We start from the raw sequence: 16,887 nt of genomic DNA, 5'->3' as shown, positions 1-16,887 counted from the left end.
TCTTCGCTCCCGCCGCTCTCGAGCGCGGTGCCGCGCTCCTCATCGTGGAGCGCCCCCTCGACCTCGACGTGCCGCAGGTCCTCGTCGACGACTCCGTCGAGGCGCTCGGCGCGCTGGCGACCGAGGTCGTCCGCCGCGTCCGCGCGAAGGGCGGGCTCACCGTCATCGGCGTCACCGGCTCGAACGGCAAGACGACGACCAAGAACCTCCTCCGCACCGTCCTCGAGCGGGTCGGAGAGACGGTCGCTCCGCGCGGATCCTTCAACAACGAGGTCGGCGCGCCGATCACGATGCTCCAGGTGTCCGAGTCGACGCGCTTCCTCGTCGCCGAGATGGGCGCGAGCGCGGTCGGCGAGATCCGCCGCCTCGTCCGGATGGCCAGGCCCGACGTCGGCGTCGTCCTCGCCGTGGGCCTCGCGCACGCCGGCGAGTTCGGCGGGATCGAGCGCACGCTCGAGGCCAAGACAGAGATGGTCGCCGACCTCACCGCCGACGACGTCGCCGTGCTGAACGCCGACGACGGCCGGGTCGCCTCGATGGCGGGCCGCACCGCCGCCCGGGTCCTCTGGTTCGGCCGCGGCGAGAGCGCGGACGTCCGCGCCGTCGACATCGACGCGACCGCCGACGGCACCCGCTTCGCCATCGAGGTCTCGGCGGGGGAGGGCCGCGAGGCCGCTCGCGCCGAGCTCCTGCTGCGCGTCCTCGGCGAGCACCACGTGATGAACGCCCTCGCGGCGACCGCCGCCGCGCTCTCTGTCGGAGTGGCGCTGCCCGCGATCGTCGAGGCTCTCGCGACCGTCACCCTCGCCGAGCGCGGCCGCATGGAGGTCCTGGGCGGCGAGGACGTCCGCGTCATCAACGACGCGTACAACGCGAGTCCCGACTCCACCGCGGCCGCCCTGCGCACCCTCGCCCAGATCGCGAAGCCCGGGGGGCGCACCGTCGCCGTCCTGGGAGAGATGAGCGAGCTCGGCGAGTGGGCCGACGAGGAGCACGAGCGCGTGGGCCTGCTGGCCGTCCGCCTCAACATCTCCCAGATCGTGGTGGTGGGCCGAGGCGCCCGCCGGATCCACGTCGCGGCCGAGCGCGAGGGATCGTGGAGCGGCGAGTCCGTCTTCGCGGAGACCTCCGACGAGGCGTTCGACCTCCTCGAGGACTACCTGCGACCCGGCGACACCGTGCTGGTCAAGTCGTCCAACTCCGCGGGGCTGCGCTTCCTCGCCGACCGTCTCGGGGAGCGTCACCGATGAGGGCACTCCTCCTGTCCGGCGCGTTCTCGGGAGCCTTCACGCTCCTGATGACGCCCCTGTTCATCCGCCTCTTCCACCGCCTGCAGTGGGGCCAGTTCATCCGCGAGGACGGACCGAAGTCGCACCACGTCAAGCACGGCACGGCGACGATGGGCGGCATCGTCATCATCATCGGCACCGTGGTCGGCTACTTCCTCGGGATGCTGTTCGGCAACCGGGCGATCGCGCCGTCGGCCCTGCTGGTGCTCTTCATGATGGTCGGGCTCGGACTCGTCGGCTTCGTCGACGACTTCCTGAAGACCCGCAACCAGCGCAGCCTCGGCCTCGGCGGCTGGGCGAAGATCGCCGGACAGGTCATCGTCGCCGCGGCCTTCGCGGTGATCGCGATCATGGTCCGCGACTCCAATGGGCTCACCCCCGCGTCCACCTCGATCTCGTTCATCCGCGACCTGCCGTTCGACTTCGCCTCCCTCGGCTGGATCGGCATCGGCCTGTTCGTGCTGTGGATCTGCATCATCGTCACCAGCACGTCGAACGGCGTGAACGTCGCCGACGGGCTCGACGGACTCGCGACCGGGTCCTCGATCCTCGCGATCGGCTCCTACGTCATCATCGGGTTCTGGCAGTCGAACCAGTGGTGCTTCGACCAGCACCTCAACCCCGAGGTCGTCGACAAGTGCTACCAGGTGAGCGACCCGTTCGACCTGGCCATCATCGCGGCGGCCGTCTCCGGTGCCCTGGTGGGCTTCCTCTGGTGGAACACCTCGCCGGCGCAGATCTTCATGGGCGACACCGGCTCGCTCGGCCTCGGCGGCGCGCTCGCGGCCCTGGCGATCCTCACCCGCACCGAGCTGCTGGTCATCCTCATCGGCGGCCTGTTCGTCATCGTGACCGGCTCGGTCATCCTCCAGCGGATCTACTTCAAGCTGACCCGGGGCAAGCGCATCTTCCTGATGAGCCCGCTCCACCACCACTTCGAGCTCAAGGGCTGGGCCGAGATCACGGTCGTGGTCCGGTTCTGGATCATCGCCGGCATCTTCGTCGCCGCCGGAGTCGGGCTCTTCTACCTGGAATGGCTGTCGCTGGCATGACCGATCCCGCCCGTCCCGACTCCCTCCGCAGCTGGCACTCGGACTGGCGCGGCCTGCGCGTCGCCGTGCTGGGCCTGGGCGTCACCGGGTTCTCGGTGGCCGACACCCTGACCGAGCTCGGCTCCGAGGTGCTGGTCCTCGCCGACCGCGCCGACGAGGAGCGCGAGCGCCTGCTCGAGGTGATCGGCGCCCGCCTGCACCGGGCCGACCGCCTCGACTCCGCTCCGGAGGAGCTGCACGCGTTCTCACCGGAGCTGGTCGTGGTGTCGCCCGGCTTCCGGCCGACGCACCCGATCCTCGTGTGGGCGGCGGAGTCCGGGATCCCCGTGTGGGGCGACGTCGAGCTCGCCTGGCGTGTCCGCGACAAGGTCGTGCGCGCCGACGGCACTCCGGCCGACTGGGTGGCCGTCACCGGCACCAACGGGAAGACCACGACCGTCCAGCTCACGGCGACGATGCTCGTGGCCGGCGGCCTCCGCGCCGCCCCCTGCGGCAACATCGGCGTGCCCGTGCTCGACGCGGTCCGCGACCCGCAGGGCTTCGACGTCCTCGTCGTGGAGCTCTCGAGCTACCAGCTGCACTACCTGGGCGCGATCGAGCCGATCGCGAGCGCGTGCCTCAACATCGCCGACGACCACCTCGACTGGCACGGCTCGTTCGACGCCTACCGCGCGGCCAAGGGCAAGGTCTACGCCGGCACCCGCGTCGCCTGCGTGTACAACCGCGCCGACGCGGCGACCGAGCAGATGGTCCTCGACGCCGAGGTGGTGGAGGGCGCCCGGGCGATCGGGTTCGGCCTCGGCGTACCCGGCCCGAGCGACTTCGGGATCGTCGACGGCATCCTCTGCGACCGCGCCTTCCTCGAGGACCGCCGCACCAGTGCCCTCGAGATCACCACCGTGGACGAGCTCGCCGCTCGGAACCTCGCCGCTCCGCACATCGTCCAGAACGTGCTCGCCGCGGCAGCGCTCTCCCGAGCGTGCGGGATCGAGGTCACGGCCGTCCGCACCGCGCTGGCGTCCTTCGAGCTCGACGCCCACCGCATCCAGGTCGTCGCCGAGCACGACGGGGTGACCTGGGTGAACGACTCCAAGGCCACGAACCCGCACGCCGCCGACGCCTCGCTGCGCGCGTACCCGTCGGTCGTCTGGGTCGTCGGCGGCCTGCTCAAGGGCGTCGACGTGGACGCCCTCGTGGCCGCGCACGTCGGCCGCCTGCGGGGCGCCGTGGTGATCGGCGCCGACCGCTCGGCGCTGCTCGCGGCATTCCGACGACACGCGCCCGCCCTCCCCGTGAGCGAGGCGGTGCCGGACGACACTGGTGCGGTGATGCAGGCGGCCGTCGAGGCGGCCGCGACGCTCGCCCGCTCGGGGGACGTCGTCCTGCTCGCACCCGCCGCGGCCTCGATGGACCAGTTCCTCGACTACGCGGCTCGGGGCCGCTCCTTCGCGGCCGCCGTGGCGACACACATGGGAGGGGGAGCCGATGACCGCTCCGACGACGAGCCGCCCCGCGGGCCGCTCGCGCACTGAGCCGCGCGGGAAGGACCGGAGCGGGGCCCGCTCCGCGCGGATCGTCCTCTCGAAGGTCTTCGCCTCCCACTCGCCGAACTTCTACCTCCTCTTCGGAACCACGCTCTTCCTGGTGCTGTTCGGACTGACGATGGTGCTCTCCTCCTCGTCGGTCACCTCCTACGTGTCGAGCGACGACTCCTTCGGGGGCTTCCTGCGCCAGGGCGGGTTCGCCCTCCTCGGGATCCCGATGATGCTGGTGGTCTCGCGGCTGCCCCTCGGCGTGTGGAAGCGCGTGACGCCGATCCTGCTCATCGCCGGCTGCGTCCTCCAGTGCCTCGTGCTCTTCACACCGCTCGGCGACTCCGTCGGCGGGAACCGCAACTGGATCCGCCTCGGCGCCTTCAGCATGCAGCCCTCCGAGATCATCAAGCTCGCGCTCGCCCTCTGGCTGGGGCTCCTGCTCGCCCGCCGCTACCGGTCGCCGAAGGACTGGAAGGACGCGCTCATCCCCGTCCTGATCGTCGGCGGCGCGGCGATCGGACTGGTCCTCATCGGAGGCGACCTGGGCACGGTCGTGATCATGGCGGGCATCGTCCTCGCCGCACTCTTCTACGCGAACGTCCAGATGAAGGTCCTTGTGCCGATCGTGGTGGTCGGTGCGATCGGAGCGGTGCTGTTCGCCGTCTCCAGCGACAACCGCCTCACCCGGATCATGTCCTTCCTCGGCGACTGCTCCAACGTCGAGGAGTACCAGAACTCGTGCTGGCAGCCGGTGCACGGCACCTGGGCGATGGCCTCCGGCGGGATCTTCGGCGTGGGCCTCGGCAACTCCAAGGCCAAGTGGTCCTGGCTGCCCGCCGCGGACAACGACTACATCTTCGCCATCATCGGCGAGGAGCTCGGGCTGATCGGAGCGATCGTCGTCCTGGCGCTGTTCGTGGTCCTCGCGGTCGCCTTCTTCCGCGTCATCCACGCGTCCTCCGATCCGTTCGTGCGGATCAGCACCGGCGCGATCATGGTCTGGCTGATCGGCCAGGCGTTCGTCAACATCGGCGTCGTCCTGGGGGTGCTCCCGGTGCTGGGGGTCCCGCTGCCGCTGATCTCCTCCGGAGGCACCGCCCTGCTCAGCTCGCTCCTCGCCATCGGCGTCGTCCTCTCCTTCGCCCGCACCCAGACCGCGCCCCTGCCCGGCGCTGGCGTGCTGCGCCGCAGGAAGGCGGCGGCGGAATGACCCGCTACCTGCTCGCCGGCGGCGGCACCGCCGGCCACGTCAATCCGCTGCTCGCGACGGCCGACGAGATCCGCAGGCGGAACCCGCGCGACGAGGTGCTCGTGCTCGGCACCGCCGAGGGGCTCGAGGCGCGCCTCGTCCCCCTCCGCGGCTACGAGCTCTCGGTGATCCCGCGGCTGCCGTTCCCGCGCCGCCCGAACGCGGCGGCGCTGCGGTTCCCCGGAGCCTTCCGCGCGACCATCGCCGGCATCGTCCGGACGATCCGCGACCGGCGGATCGACGCGGTGGTCGGCTTCGGAGGGTACGCGGCAGCACCCGCCTACCTGGCGGCCCGCCGCGCCGGCGTCCCCTTCACCGTCCACGAGGCCAACGCGCGCCCCGGGCTCGCGAACCGCCTCGGCGCGCGCGCGACCCGCTCGGTCGGCGTGGCCTTCGAGGGCACGCCCCTGCCGCACGCGCGGGTGGTCGGCATGCCGCTGCGCCGCGAGATCGCCGAGCTCGACCGGGCCGCGCGCCGCGACGAGGCGATGGCGGCGCTGGGCCTCGACCCGTCCCGGCAGACCCTCCTGGTGACCGGCGGCTCCCTCGGCGCTCGCCGGATCAACGCGACAGTGCACGCCGCCGCCCGGGATCTCGTCGCCACCGGCTTCCAGGTCCTCCACATCACGGGCGACCGCGCCGAGATCACGGACCCGGGGGTGGCCGGCTACCACCTCCTCGCCTACTGCGACCGGATGGACCTCGCGCTGTCCGCCGCGGACGTGGCCGTCTCCCGCGCGGGGGCGGCGACCGTCAGCGAGCTGACAGCCCTCGGCCTGCCCGCGGTCTACGTCCCGTACCCGGTCGGCAACGGCGAGCAGCGCTACAACGCGCGCGGCGTCGTCGACGCCGGGGGAGCGGTCCTCGTCGAGGACGCCGCCTTCCTCCCCGGCTGGGTCCAGCGGGAGCTCGTACCGCTCCTGGCCGACACCGCCCGTCGCGACGAGATGGCGCGCCGGGCCGCCCGCGTGGGAGTCCGCGACGGCTCCGGGCGGCTCGTCGACCTGATCGAGTCGACCCTCTCCGCTCCGCGCTGAGCCCGCTCCGCGCGGCTCGGGAGAGCACTCCCGCCCACCGTCTACACTGATCCGGCGCACCGCGGGAGGCTCCTCCCGCCCGCCGCGACCCACCCGAAAGCGAGAGCCCCGTGATCAAGCCCGACCTCGGCATCACCGTCCCCGACGAGCTCGGCTCGGTCCACTTCATCGGCATCGGCGGCTCCGGGATGAGCGGGATCGCCCGGCTGTTCCACCACGCCGGGCACCGGGTCACCGGGTCGGACGTCCGCGAGTCCCACCCCATCGAGCAGCTGCGGGAGCTCGGCGTCCCGGTCGCCATCGGCCACGACGCGGCGAACCTCGGGGACGCCGAGGCGGTCGTCGTCACCTCCGCCCTGTGGCCCGACAATCCGGAGTACCTGCTTGCGAAGGAGCGCGGCCTGCCCGTGCTGCACCGCTCGCAGGCCCTCGCCTGGCTGGTGCGCGGCAAGCGCCTGGTCGCGGTGGCCGGAGCGCACGGCAAGACCACGTCGACCGGCATGATCGTCACCGGCCTGCTCGGCGTCGACGCCGACCCCAGCTTCGTCAACGGCGGCATCATCGAGAGCCTCGGCACCTCCTCCGCCGCCGGCTCCGGCGAGGTCTTCGTCGTCGAGGCCGACGAATCGGACGGCAGCTTCCTCCTCTACGACACCGCGGTCGCCCTCATCACGAACGTCGACCCGGACCACCTCGACCACTACGGATCGCTGGAGGCGTTCGAGGAGGCCTTCGTCACCTTCGCCTCCTCCGCGAGCGAGCTCGTCGTCATCTCCTCCGACGACCCCGGCGCCGTCCGCGTCACCGAGCGGCTGGACGGCGGACGGGTGCTGACCTTCGGCGAGGCCGAGGGGGCGGACGTCCGCGTCGTCGACCTCGACCTCGTCGGCCCCGTCGGCTTCTCGGTCGAGTACGAGGGCAGGCGCTACTCGGCCCGCCTCCGCATCCCCGGCCGGCACAACGCGATCAACGCGGCCGGCGCGTTCGCAGTGCTGGTGGGCCTGGGCTTCGATCCGGCCGCCTCGCTCGAGGCCGTGTCGGCGTTCGGAGGCACGGAGCGCCGCTTCGAGCTGCACGGAGCGGTCCGCGGAGTCAGCGTCTACGACGACTACGCCCACCACCCCACCGAGGTGGCCGCCGCCCTCTCCGCCGCGCGCACCGTGGTCGGCGAGGGCCGCATCATCGCCGTGCACCAGCCGCACCTCTACAGCCGCACCCGCCTCTTCGCCCGCGAGTTCGCCGAGACGCTCGAGCGCTACGCCGACGAGACGATCGTCCTCGACGTCTACGGGGCGCGCGAGGATCCGGAGCCCGGAGTGACCGGAGCGCTGGTCAGCGAGAAGTTCGCCGACCCGTCGCACGTCTCGTTCGTCCCGGACTGGGCGGAGGCGGCCCGCCTCGCGGCCGGCATCGCGCGCGAGGGCGACTTCGTCATCACCCTCGGCTGCGGCGACGTCTACCGGATCATCCCGCAGGTGCTCGAGTCGCTCGGCGCGAGCGAGGCCGCGCCGGTCGCACGATGACCGCGGTCCTCGCGCCCGAAGCGGGGGAGCGGCCGTGAAGCGGCTCGACGGCGGACGCCCTCCGGCGCCCGGTCGGAGCGTCCCCACGCGCGGCGGCGAGCCGGAGCCGGACACCGAGCCGATCCGGATCGTCTCCGCGATCCGCGTGGACCCGGAGCCGGCCGAGCGCACTCCGTCGCGCGCGGGCGCGGTCCGCCGCACCCTCTCGGGCCTGCGCCTGCCCGGTGCCGAGAACCGGGCCGTCTCCCGGGCCGCCCGCGAGCGGAGGCGCTACGAGCGGGGGGAGGTCCGCCGCTTCACGAAGCGCGCGCGTCGGCGCCGCCTGATCGCCCTGGTCGTGGCCGGATCGCTCGTCGCCCTCGCCCTCATCGTCGGAGTCGCGGCCTTCTCGCCGCTCATGGCCGTGCGCACGATCGAGATCTCGGGCACTCAGCGCGTCGACGCCGCCGCCCTGCAGAGCGAGCTCGACGACCAGCTCGGCGTCCCGCTCACCCTGGTGGACCGGGACGAGGTCGGCCGCGTGCTGGGCGCGTCCCCGCTCATCCAGAGCTACTCGGTGCAGACCCGGCCGCCGAGCACCCTCGTGGTGTCGATCGTCGAGCGCACGCCCCTCGGCGTGATCGCGGCGGGGGGCCGCTTCGAGCTCGTGGACGCGGCCGGAGTCGTCATCGAGACGGCGGACTCGGCGCAGCCCGGCTACCCGGTCCTCACCACCGCGTCCGGTGACGCCTCGGGAGCCGGCTTCCGCGCGACCGCGCGGGTGCTGCGCTCCCTGCCCGCGTCGCTCGCTCCGCAGGTGACGGCCGCCACGGCCACGACCGGCGACGACGTCTCGCTCACCCTGCAGAACGGCACGGAAGTCGTCTGGGGCGGGTCGGACGAGTCGGCGCTCAAGGCCGTCGTGCTCGAGAAGCTGATGGCCGCGACCGACCCCGCCGTCGTCGGCACTTACGACGTGTCCTCGCCCCAGGCCGCCGTCGTGGCGCCCCGGCCCTGACCGGCGGCGGATCCGCGCGTTCTTTCGAGCGTTGCGGGCGTGTCTGCTGGGAGCGCGACCGGACTCCGCCTACCGTCGGAGCCGAACCCCAAATGCATACTCAGCATAACTTTAAGCCTCAACTACAGGTTTAAGGTTCAGCCCGGAGGCCGGAGACGTGACTTCAAACCAGAACTACCTCGCCGTGATCAAGGTCGTCGGCATCGGCGGTGGCGGCGTCAACGCCGTCAACCGCATGATCGAGCTCGGCCTGCGTGGTGTCGAATTCATCGCGATCAACACGGACGCCCAGGCGCTCCTGCTCAGCGACGCCGACGTCAAGCTCGACGTGGGCCGCGAGCTGACGCGCGGACTCGGCGCCGGCGCCGACCCCGAGGTCGGCCGCCGCGCCGCCGAGGACCACGCCGAGGAGATCGAGGAGGTCCTCGCGGGGGCCGACATGGTCTTCGTCACCGCGGGCGAGGGCGGCGGCACCGGCACAGGCGGCGCGCCCGTCGTCGCGCGGATCGCCAAGTCGATCGGCGCCCTCACCATCGGCGTCGTGACCAAGCCCTTCGGGTTCGAGGGACGCCGTCGGCAGACGCAGGCCGAGGCCGGCGTCGCGACGCTGAAGAACGAGGTCGACACGCTCATCGTCGTTCCGAACGACCGCCTGCTCGAGATCAGCGACCGCGGCATCTCGATGCTCGAGGCCTTCGCGACCGCCGACCAGGTGCTCCTCGCCGGCGTCCAGGGCATCACCGACCTGATCACCACGCCCGGCCTGATCAACCTCGACTTCGCCGACGTGAAGTCGGTCATGCAGGGCGCGGGCTCGGCGCTGATGGGCATCGGCTCGTCGCGCGGCGCCGATCGCGCGATCAAGGCGGCCGAGCTGGCCGTCGCCTCACCGCTGCTCGAGGCCAGCATCGACGGCGCGCACGGCGTGCTCCTCTCGATCCAGGGCGGCTCGAACCTCGGCATCTTCGAGATCAACGACGCGGCGCGCCTCGTCCAGGAGGCGGTGCACGCCGAGGCGAACATCATCTTCGGTGCCGTGATCGACGACACGCTCGGCGACGAGGTGCGCGTCACCGTCATCGCCGCGGGGTTCGACGGCGGAGAGCCGGGCGGAACCGCTCAGGCCGCGATCGCTCAGCCGCGCCAGCAGCAGAGCTCGGCGAGCGAGTCGGCCGCCGAGGCCGTCCCGGCTCCCGCCGCCGCCCCTGCGGCCGGCTCGATCTGGTCGAGCACCCCCGTCGCCGCCCCGGCCCCGGTCGCCGACCCGTCCTTCGACGACGACGACAGCGACCTGGACATCCCCGACTTCCTCAAGTAGTCGTGCCGGATCCGGAGCTGGCCGCGCGCTGGGCCGAGGTCTCCGAGCGGGTCGCCGACGCGACCCGCTCGGCCGGTCGCGAGGCGTCCTCGGTCACGACCATCGTGGTGACCAAGTTCCACCCCGTGTCGCTGCTCCGCGACCTCCTCGAGCTGGGCGTCGTCGACTTCGGCGAGAACCGGCACCAGGAGGCGCAGGAGAAGTCGGCCGAGCTGGCGGGGACCGCTGCGCGCTGGCACTTCATCGGGCAGCTCCAGAGCAAGAAGGCGCGCCAGGTGCGCCGCTACGCCGACGCGGTCCACTCCGTCGACCGGCTCGCGCTCGTCCCGCTACTCGAGGCGGGGGAGGAGCCGCTCGACGTGTTCCTGCAGGTCAACCTCACCGAGGATCCCGACCGCGGGGGAGCGTCGCCCGCCGACGTCGAGCCCCTCGCCGAGGCTCTCGCCGGGGCGCCCGGCCTCACGCTGCGCGGCGTGATGGCGGTCGCCCCGCTGGACGAGGAGCCCCGTCCGGCGTTCGCCCGGCTCCGGTCCATCTCCGACCGCGTGCGCGCCGTCGAGCCCTCCGCCACGGCGATCTCGGCGGGCATGTCGAACGACTTCGCCGAGGCGATCGCGGAGGGTGCGACACACCTGCGAATCGGATCGGCAATCACCGGAGAACGCCCCGCCCGCACCTAACCTCGTGGTGACCCACCTGTGGGAGCACACACGACACGGAGGACACCCCATGGCCAACCCGCTGAAGAAGACGATGGTCTACCTCGGACTCGCCGACGAAGAGGTCGAGTACGAGCGCGCAGAGCCCGTCGAGGCGGCCCCGGCGACGGCCCACCGCGCACCGGTCTCCCCGGTGCAGCCCGTCCCTCCCGTCGAGCCGGTGCAGCAGCCCCGCGCGACGGTCACCCCGCTCCGCAAGCCCACCCCCCAGACCCCGAAGGCGACGGCACCCGCCGAGATGAACGAGATCCTCACCGTCCACCCGAAGCAGTACCGCGACGCGCAGGTCATCGCGGAGAACTTCCGCGACGGCATCCCCGTGATCATCAACCTCTCGCAGATGAGCGATGCGGACGCCCGCCGCCTCATCGACTTCGCGAGCGGACTCTCGCAGGGCCTCTACGGCCGCATCGAGCGCGTGACGAGCAAGGTCTTCCTGCTCTCGCCGTCGCACATCACCGTCGCCGGCGACTCCGCCTCCGCCGAGAGCGACGCCGACGCGTCGTTCTTCGCGAAGTCCTGATCCCGGGGAGCCCTGGCCCCCGGTGACCTCCGTCGTCTCGCTCCTCGGGAGCGTCCTGTACTTCGTGCTGCTGCTCTACTTCTTCGCGATGTGGGCGCGGTTCGTGCTCGACCTCGTCCGCGTGATCCGACGCGACTGGCGCCCCCGCGGTGCCGGCCTCGTCGCCGCGGAGGGCGTCTACACCGTCACGGACCCGCCGATCGGCTTCTTCCGACGCCTGATCAAGCCGGTCTCCATCGGTCCGATCGCCCTCGATTTCGGCTGGAGCCTCACCATGCTCTGCGTCATCGTGGGCATGTACATCGCCACGTGGCTCCAGCGCGCCTGACCGTCCCTGTATCGTTGGCACGTCCGGACGTTCCCCGCGGTGTCAGCACTGCGCCGTGCGCCTGAAGTTGCTAGCTTTAGTCGCGCGTTGTTAAACGTGTACCTACTTGAAATCGAAGGTGGAAAGCCATGGCGCTCACTCCCGAAGACGTTGTCAACAAGCGGTTCCAGCCGACCAAGTTCCGTGAGGGATACGACCAGGACGAGGTCGACGACTTCCTCGACGAGGTCGTCGTGGAGCTCCGCCGCCTGAACCAGGAGAACGAGGAGCTTCGTCAGCGCCTCTCCTCCGGCGACAGCCGCCCCTCGGACGCCCGAGTCTCCGACGCCCCGCGCGAGAGCACTCCTGCTCCCGCCCCGGTGGTCGACGAGGCACCCGAGCCGGAGTCGCAGCCCGAGCCCGAGCCCACCCCGGCTCCCGCACCGGTCGTCGCTCCCGTCAGCTCCTCGCAGTCGGCTCCGGTCGACGAGGCCGAGAGCTCCAGCGGACTCCTGCAGCTCGCCCGCCGCCTCCACGAGGAGCACGTGCGCGAGGGTGCCGAGAAGCGCGACGCTCTCGTCGCCGAGGGCCGTGCCACGGCCGCCCGCATCGTCGCCGAGGCCGAGGCCAAGCAGCGCCAGCAGGTCGCGAAGCTCGAGGAGGAGCGCGCGACGGTCGAGCACCGCATCGACGAGCTCCGCACCTTCGAGCGCGAGTACCGCCAGAAGCTGAAGAGCTACATCGAGGGCCAGCTCCGCGACCTCGACACCCAGCCGGCGTCGACGGAGTCCTCGCTGTCGGGCTTTGGGGCGTAGTCCCGCCGCAGCGGACGTCAGGCCGAGGGTGCTCGTCACCCTCGGCCTCGTCGCGCTCGCGGTCTTCGCGATCGATCAGACCGCGAAGTTCCTGGTCACGACGAACCTGACCCTGGGCGAGGACGTCCACGTCCTCGGCGACGTCCTGATCCTGCACTACGTGAAGAACCCGGGTGCCGCCTTCTCCCTCGCGAGCGGGTCGACCTGGATCTTCTCGATCATCGCGGCGTGCGTCGTCGTCGCCGTGATCTGGTTCTCGCGCCGGATCCGCTCCACCGCGTGGGGCGTCTTCTTCGGCCTGCTGCTCGGCGGCACCCTCGGCAACCTCTTCGACCGGCTGTTCCGAGAGCCCTCCTTCGGGCTCGGACACGTCGTCGACTTCCTCTTCACGCCGTGGCTGCTCCCGGCGATCTACAACGTCGCCGACATCGCGATCTGCACGGCGATGGCGCTGTTCGTCCTCCTGAGCGTGCGGGGCGTCGGCCTCGACGGCACCCGCGAGCGCGCGGGCCGCGACGAGCAGGTCGCGTCCGAGGACGGCGCTCCCGCCGCCCCCGGAGCGGGCGCCCCCGCAGCGGCCTCCTCCGTCGAGGAGGCGGCCCGCGACGCCGACCGCCCCGGCGGACGCTGATGGCGCAGTCCCGAGAGCTGCCGGTCCCGGACGGGCTCGACGGCCTCCGCGTGGACGCGGCCGTCGCGAAGCTGCTCGGCTTCTCACGCACCTTCGCGGCCGAGGTCGCCGAGGCGGGCGGAGTGAGCGCCGACGGACGGGTCCTCGACAAGAGCGACCGCGTGCGCGCCGGAACCTGGCTGAGCGTCGAGTGGAACCCGCGCGAGGAGCCGCGGATCGTGCCGATGGCGGTCCCCGGCCTCGGCATCGTGCACGACGACGACGACATCGTGGTGATCGACAAGCCCGTCGGAGTGGCCGCGCACCCCGCCGTGGGCTGGGAGGGACCGACGGTGCTCGGCGCCCTCGCCGCCGCGGGCTTCACCGTGTCGACCTCCGGTGCGGCCGAGCGCGCGGGCATCGTGCACCGGCTCGACGCCGGCACGAGCGGCCTCATGGTCGTCGCGAAGTCCGAGCGCGCCTACACGCACCTCAAGCGCGCGTTCCACGACCGCACGGTCGAGAAGGTCTACCACGCGGTCGTGCAGGGCCACCCCGACCCGCTCGCCGGGACGATCGACGCCCCGCTCGGCCGCCACCCGTCCTCGGACTGGAAGTTCGCGGTCCGCGCCGACGGCAAGCCCTCGGTGACCCACTACGAGACGATCGAGGCCTTCCCGTTCGCCTCCCTCCTCGAGATCCACCTCGAGACCGGCCGCACCCACCAGATCCGCGTGCACATGGCCGCCCAGCGCCACCCGTGTGTCGGCGACGCCATGTACGGCGCCGATCCGACCCTCTCGAAGCGGCTCGGCCTCACCCGCCAGTGGCTCGACGCGGTCCGGCTCGGCTTCACCCACCCGGGCTCGGGGGAGTGGGTGCAGTTCGAGGCGTCCTACCCCGACGACCTGGTGCACGCCCTCGAGGTGCTGCGCGGAGAGTGATCCGCGCTCTCCCGGCCGGACCCGCGTCCGGCGCGGTTAGACTTCTTCCCGCCGTGTCCACGGGCCCTCCCGGGTCGCCGGCCATCCCTCCCCTGCCCGCAGTCCGCCGGAGGCGCATCCTTGCCGAGTAACGATTCCTTCGTCCACCTCCACGTGCACAGCGAGTACTCGATGCTCGACGGTGCAGCGCGGGTGAAGCCGCTGATCGACGCGGCGGTCGAGGAGGGTATGCCGGCCATCGCCGTGACCGACCACGGGAACGTGTTCGGCGCCTTCGACTTCTGGCGCACCGCGACGGCGGCGGGGATCAAGCCGATCATCGGCACCGAGGCCTACCTCACCCCGGGGACGCACCGCTCCGACAAGACCCGCATCCGCTGGGGCGACGGCGGAGGGGACGACGTGTCCGGCTCCGGCGCGTACACCCACATGACGCTGCTCAGCTCGACCACGACGGGCATGCACAACCTCTTCCGCCTCTCCTCGCGCGCGTCGATCGAGGGCTACTACTTCAAGCCGCGCATGGACCGCGAGATCCTCTCGCAGTACTCCGAGGGCCTGATCGGCACCACGGGCTGCCCGAGCGGCGAGGTCCAGACGCGCCTGCGCCTCGGCCAGTACAAGGAGGCCCGCCAGGCGGCCGCCGACTACCGCGACATCTTCGGCAAGGAGAACTTCTTCGCCGAGATCATGGATCACGGCCTCGACATCGAGCGGCGGGTGATCGGCGACGTCATCCGGCTCGCGAAGGACCTCGACCTCCCGTTGGTCGCCACCAACGACCTTCACTACACGCACGCGCACGACGCGACCTCGCACGCGGCGCTGCTCTGCGTGCAGTCCGGAACCACCCTCGACGACCCCAAGCGCTTCAAGTTCGACGCGGACGAGTTCTACCTCAAGTCGCCGCGCGAGATGCGCCAGGTCTTCCGCGACCACCCCGAGGCCTGCGACAACACGCTCCTCATCGCGGAGCGCTGCGACGTCCAGTTCGACACCTCGGCGAACTACATGCCCCGCTTCCCGGTGCCGGAGGGCGAGACGGAGGACACCTGGTTCGTGAAGGAGGTCGAGGCCGGACTGCGCGAGCGCTACCCGGACGGCATCTCCCAGGAGGTGCGCGACCGGGCGGACTACGAGACCCGCGTCATCCTGCAGATGGGCTTCCCCGGCTACTTCCTCGTCGTCGCCGACTTCATCAACTGGTCCAAGCGCAACGGGATCCGCGTCGGTCCCGGCCGCGGCTCCGGTGCCGGCTCGATGGCGGCCTACGCCATGAAGATCACCGACCTCGATCCGCTGCGCCACGGCCTGATCTTCGAGCGCTTCCTCAACCCCGACCGCGTCTCCATGCCCGACTTCGACGTCGACTTCGACGACCGTCGCCGCGGCGAGGTCATCCGCTACGTCACCGAGAAGTACGGCGACGAGCGCGTCGCGCAGATCGTCACCTACGGCACCATCAAGGCGAAGCAGGCTCTCAAGGACGCCTCGCGCGTCCTCGGCTTCCCGTTCGGGATGGGCGAGAAGCTGACGAAGGCCATGCCGCCCGCGATCATGGGCAAGGACATCCCGCTCAGCGGCATCAACGACCCCGCCCACGCGCGCTACAAGGAAGCGCTCGACGTGCGCAACGTCATCGCCGAGGACCCGCAGGCCAAGCTGGTCTTCGACACCGCGCTCGGACTCGAGAACCTCAAGCGCCAGTGGGGCGTGCACGCGGCCGGCGTCATCATGTCCAGCGATCCGCTGCTCGACATCATCCCGATCATGAAGCGGGAGCAGGACGGCCAGATCGTCACGCAGTTCGACTACCCCGCGTGCGAGTCGCTCGGGCTGATCAAGATGGACTTCCTGGGGCTGCGGAACCTCACGATCATCGACGACGCCCTCGACAACATCCGCGCCAACCGCGGACAGGACCTCGTGCTCGAGGACCTCGAGCTCGACGACCAGGCCGCCTACGACCTCCTCGCGCGTGGCGACACGCTCGGCGTCTTCCAGCTCGACGGCGGCCCGATGCGCGGCCTTCTCCGACTGATGAAGCCCGACAACTTCGAGGACATCTCCGCAGTCCTCGCGCTCTACCGGCCGGGCCCGATGGGCGCCGACTCCCACACCAACTACGCGCTGCGGAAGAACGGCGTGCAGGAGATCACCCCGATCCATCCGGAGCTCGAGGAGCCGCTCTCGGAGGTGCTCGGAGGGACCTACGGCCTGATCGTGTACCAGGAGCAGGTCATGTCGATCGCGCAGAAGCTCGCGGGCTTCACGCTCGCGCAGGCCGACCTGCTGCGGCGCGCGATGGGCAAGAAGAAGAAGTCCGAGCTGGACAAGCAGTTCGAGGGCTTCTCGGGCGGCATGATCGCCAACGGCTACTCGATGGAGGCCGTCAAGACCCTCTGGGACATCCTGCTGCCCTTCTCCGACTACGCCTTCAACAAGGCGCACTCGGCGGCGTACGGCGTCGTCTCCTACTGGACGGCGTACCTCAAGGCGCACTACCCCGCGGAGTACATGGCCGCGCTGCTCACCAGCGTCGGCGACTCCAAGGACAAGATGGCCGCCTACCTCAACGAGTGCCGGCGGATGGGGATCAAGGTGCTCCCGCCGGACGTCAACGAGTCGATCGGCTTCTTCACCGCCGTCGGCACCGACATCCGCTTCGGCCTCGGCGCCGTCCGCAACGTCGGCATGAACGTCGTCGAGGGCATCCGGGCCGCCCGCGAGGAGAAGGGCCGCTTCGAGACGTTCCACGACTTCCTCCGCAAGGTGCCGCTGCAGGTGACCAACAAGCGCACCATCGAGTCGCTCATCAAGGCCGGCGCCTTCGACTCGCTCGGCTCGACGCGCCGCGCCCTGGTCGAGGTGCACGAGGACGCCGTCGAGGCGGCGGTGGGGGAGAAGCGCAACGAGGCGAACGGCCAGGTCGGCTTCGACTTCGACAGCCTCTGGGACGAGCCGCAGGC

The 16,887-nt window shown here is 71.3% G+C and carries 15 protein-coding genes; all 15 read left to right on the top strand.

What is annotated here, in order from left to right; all coding sequences use genetic code 11:
* Positions 1 to 1,250, top strand: a 1,250-nt coding sequence (gene murF, locus C5C74_RS15015) for a UDP-N-acetylmuramoyl-tripeptide--D-alanyl-D-alanine ligase (protein ID WP_104351811.1), incomplete at its 5' end; no start/stop codon positions are given.
* Positions 1,247 to 2,341 carry a phospho-N-acetylmuramoyl-pentapeptide-transferase gene (gene mraY, locus C5C74_RS15010; protein ID WP_104222591.1) on the top strand — a complete coding sequence of 365 codons (1,095 nt, stop codon included), beginning with the start codon at positions 1,247 to 1,249 and terminating at the stop codon, positions 2,339 to 2,341. The genes murF and mraY, both read left to right, overlap by 4 nt.
* Positions 2,338 to 3,873: a UDP-N-acetylmuramoyl-L-alanine--D-glutamate ligase gene (gene murD / locus C5C74_RS15005; protein WP_104351810.1), complete on the top strand. Its 1,536-nt coding sequence runs from the start codon at positions 2,338 to 2,340 to the stop codon at positions 3,871 to 3,873. Before mraY ends, murD begins: the two co-directional genes overlap by 4 nt.
* A complete protein-coding gene (gene ftsW / locus C5C74_RS15000) occupies positions 3,827 to 5,086 on the top strand; it encodes a putative lipid II flippase FtsW (protein ID WP_104222593.1) in 1,260 nt (419 codons plus the stop codon). Before murD ends, ftsW begins: the two co-directional genes overlap by 47 nt.
* Positions 5,083 to 6,162, top strand: coding sequence for an undecaprenyldiphospho-muramoylpentapeptide beta-N-acetylglucosaminyltransferase (murG, locus tag C5C74_RS14995; protein WP_104351809.1), 1,080 nt, complete (start codon positions 5,083 to 5,085; stop codon positions 6,160 to 6,162). Before ftsW ends, murG begins: the two co-directional genes overlap by 4 nt.
* A gap of 110 nt (positions 6,163 to 6,272) precedes the next feature.
* Positions 6,273 to 7,685, top strand: coding sequence for a UDP-N-acetylmuramate--L-alanine ligase (gene murC / locus C5C74_RS14990; RefSeq protein ID WP_104250759.1), 1,413 nt, complete (start codon positions 6,273 to 6,275; stop codon positions 7,683 to 7,685).
* A 34-nt stretch (positions 7,686 to 7,719) separates the two neighbouring features.
* A complete protein-coding gene (locus tag C5C74_RS14985) occupies positions 7,720 to 8,682 on the top strand; it encodes a cell division protein FtsQ/DivIB (RefSeq protein WP_104351808.1) in 963 nt (320 codons plus the stop codon).
* A 157-nt stretch (positions 8,683 to 8,839) separates the two neighbouring features.
* Entirely contained in the window at positions 8,840 to 10,000 is a 1,161-nt protein-coding gene (gene ftsZ, locus C5C74_RS14980) for a cell division protein FtsZ (protein WP_104263024.1), read from the top strand.
* Between the two features lie 2 nt (positions 10,001 to 10,002).
* A complete protein-coding gene (locus C5C74_RS14975) occupies positions 10,003 to 10,680 on the top strand; it encodes a YggS family pyridoxal phosphate-dependent enzyme (protein WP_104222598.1) in 678 nt (225 codons plus the stop codon).
* A gap of 49 nt (positions 10,681 to 10,729) precedes the next feature.
* Positions 10,730 to 11,242 carry a cell division protein SepF gene (locus C5C74_RS14970; protein ID WP_104222599.1) on the top strand — a complete coding sequence of 171 codons (513 nt, stop codon included), beginning with the start codon at positions 10,730 to 10,732 and terminating at the stop codon, positions 11,240 to 11,242.
* Positions 11,243 to 11,264: 22 nt separating this feature from the next.
* Positions 11,265 to 11,570: a YggT family protein gene (locus C5C74_RS14965; protein ID WP_258059242.1), complete on the top strand. Its 306-nt coding sequence runs from the start codon at positions 11,265 to 11,267 to the stop codon at positions 11,568 to 11,570.
* A gap of 128 nt (positions 11,571 to 11,698) precedes the next feature.
* The gene (locus tag C5C74_RS14960) at positions 11,699 to 12,364 is read left to right on the top strand and encodes a DivIVA domain-containing protein (RefSeq protein WP_104351807.1); all 666 of its coding nucleotides are present in this window, start codon (positions 11,699 to 11,701) and stop codon (positions 12,362 to 12,364) included.
* Between the two features lie 28 nt (positions 12,365 to 12,392).
* The gene (gene lspA / locus C5C74_RS14955; protein ID WP_104239385.1) at positions 12,393 to 12,995 is read left to right on the top strand and encodes a signal peptidase II; all 603 of its coding nucleotides are present in this window, start codon (positions 12,393 to 12,395) and stop codon (positions 12,993 to 12,995) included.
* Positions 12,995 to 13,918, top strand: a complete 924-nt coding sequence (locus tag C5C74_RS14950) for an RluA family pseudouridine synthase (RefSeq protein ID WP_104273468.1) — start codon at positions 12,995 to 12,997, stop codon at positions 13,916 to 13,918. Before lspA ends, C5C74_RS14950 begins: the two co-directional genes overlap by 1 nt.
* 171 nt (positions 13,919 to 14,089) lie before the next feature.
* Positions 14,090 to 16,887 (top strand): DNA polymerase III subunit alpha (gene dnaE, locus C5C74_RS14945; RefSeq protein WP_258064197.1); only part of this gene is annotated, 2,798 nt, incomplete at its 3' end.

This window comes from Rathayibacter sp. AY1E8, from assembly GCF_002931415.1.
GTDB lineage: Bacteria > Actinomycetota > Actinomycetes > Actinomycetales > Microbacteriaceae > Rathayibacter.
The sequence above is the reverse complement of the archived record's forward strand: the minus strand, read 5'-3'. Positions and strand labels throughout refer to the sequence as shown.

Coding starts and splice junctions, on each gene's coding strand:
- mraY (WP_104222591.1), top strand. CDS start 1,247: ATGAGGGCACTCCTCCTGTCCGGCGCGTTCTCGGGAGCCTTCACGCTC.
- murD (WP_104351810.1), top strand. CDS start 2,338: ATGACCGATCCCGCCCGTCCCGACTCCCTCCGCAGCTGGCACTCGGAC.
- ftsW (WP_104222593.1), top strand. CDS start 3,827: ATGACCGCTCCGACGACGAGCCGCCCCGCGGGCCGCTCGCGCACTGAG.
- murG (WP_104351809.1), top strand. CDS start 5,083: ATGACCCGCTACCTGCTCGCCGGCGGCGGCACCGCCGGCCACGTCAAT.
- C5C74_RS14970 (WP_104222599.1), top strand. CDS start 10,730: ATGGCCAACCCGCTGAAGAAGACGATGGTCTACCTCGGACTCGCCGAC.
- C5C74_RS14960 (WP_104351807.1), top strand. CDS start 11,699: ATGGCGCTCACTCCCGAAGACGTTGTCAACAAGCGGTTCCAGCCGACC.
- C5C74_RS14950 (WP_104273468.1), top strand. CDS start 12,995: ATGGCGCAGTCCCGAGAGCTGCCGGTCCCGGACGGGCTCGACGGCCTC.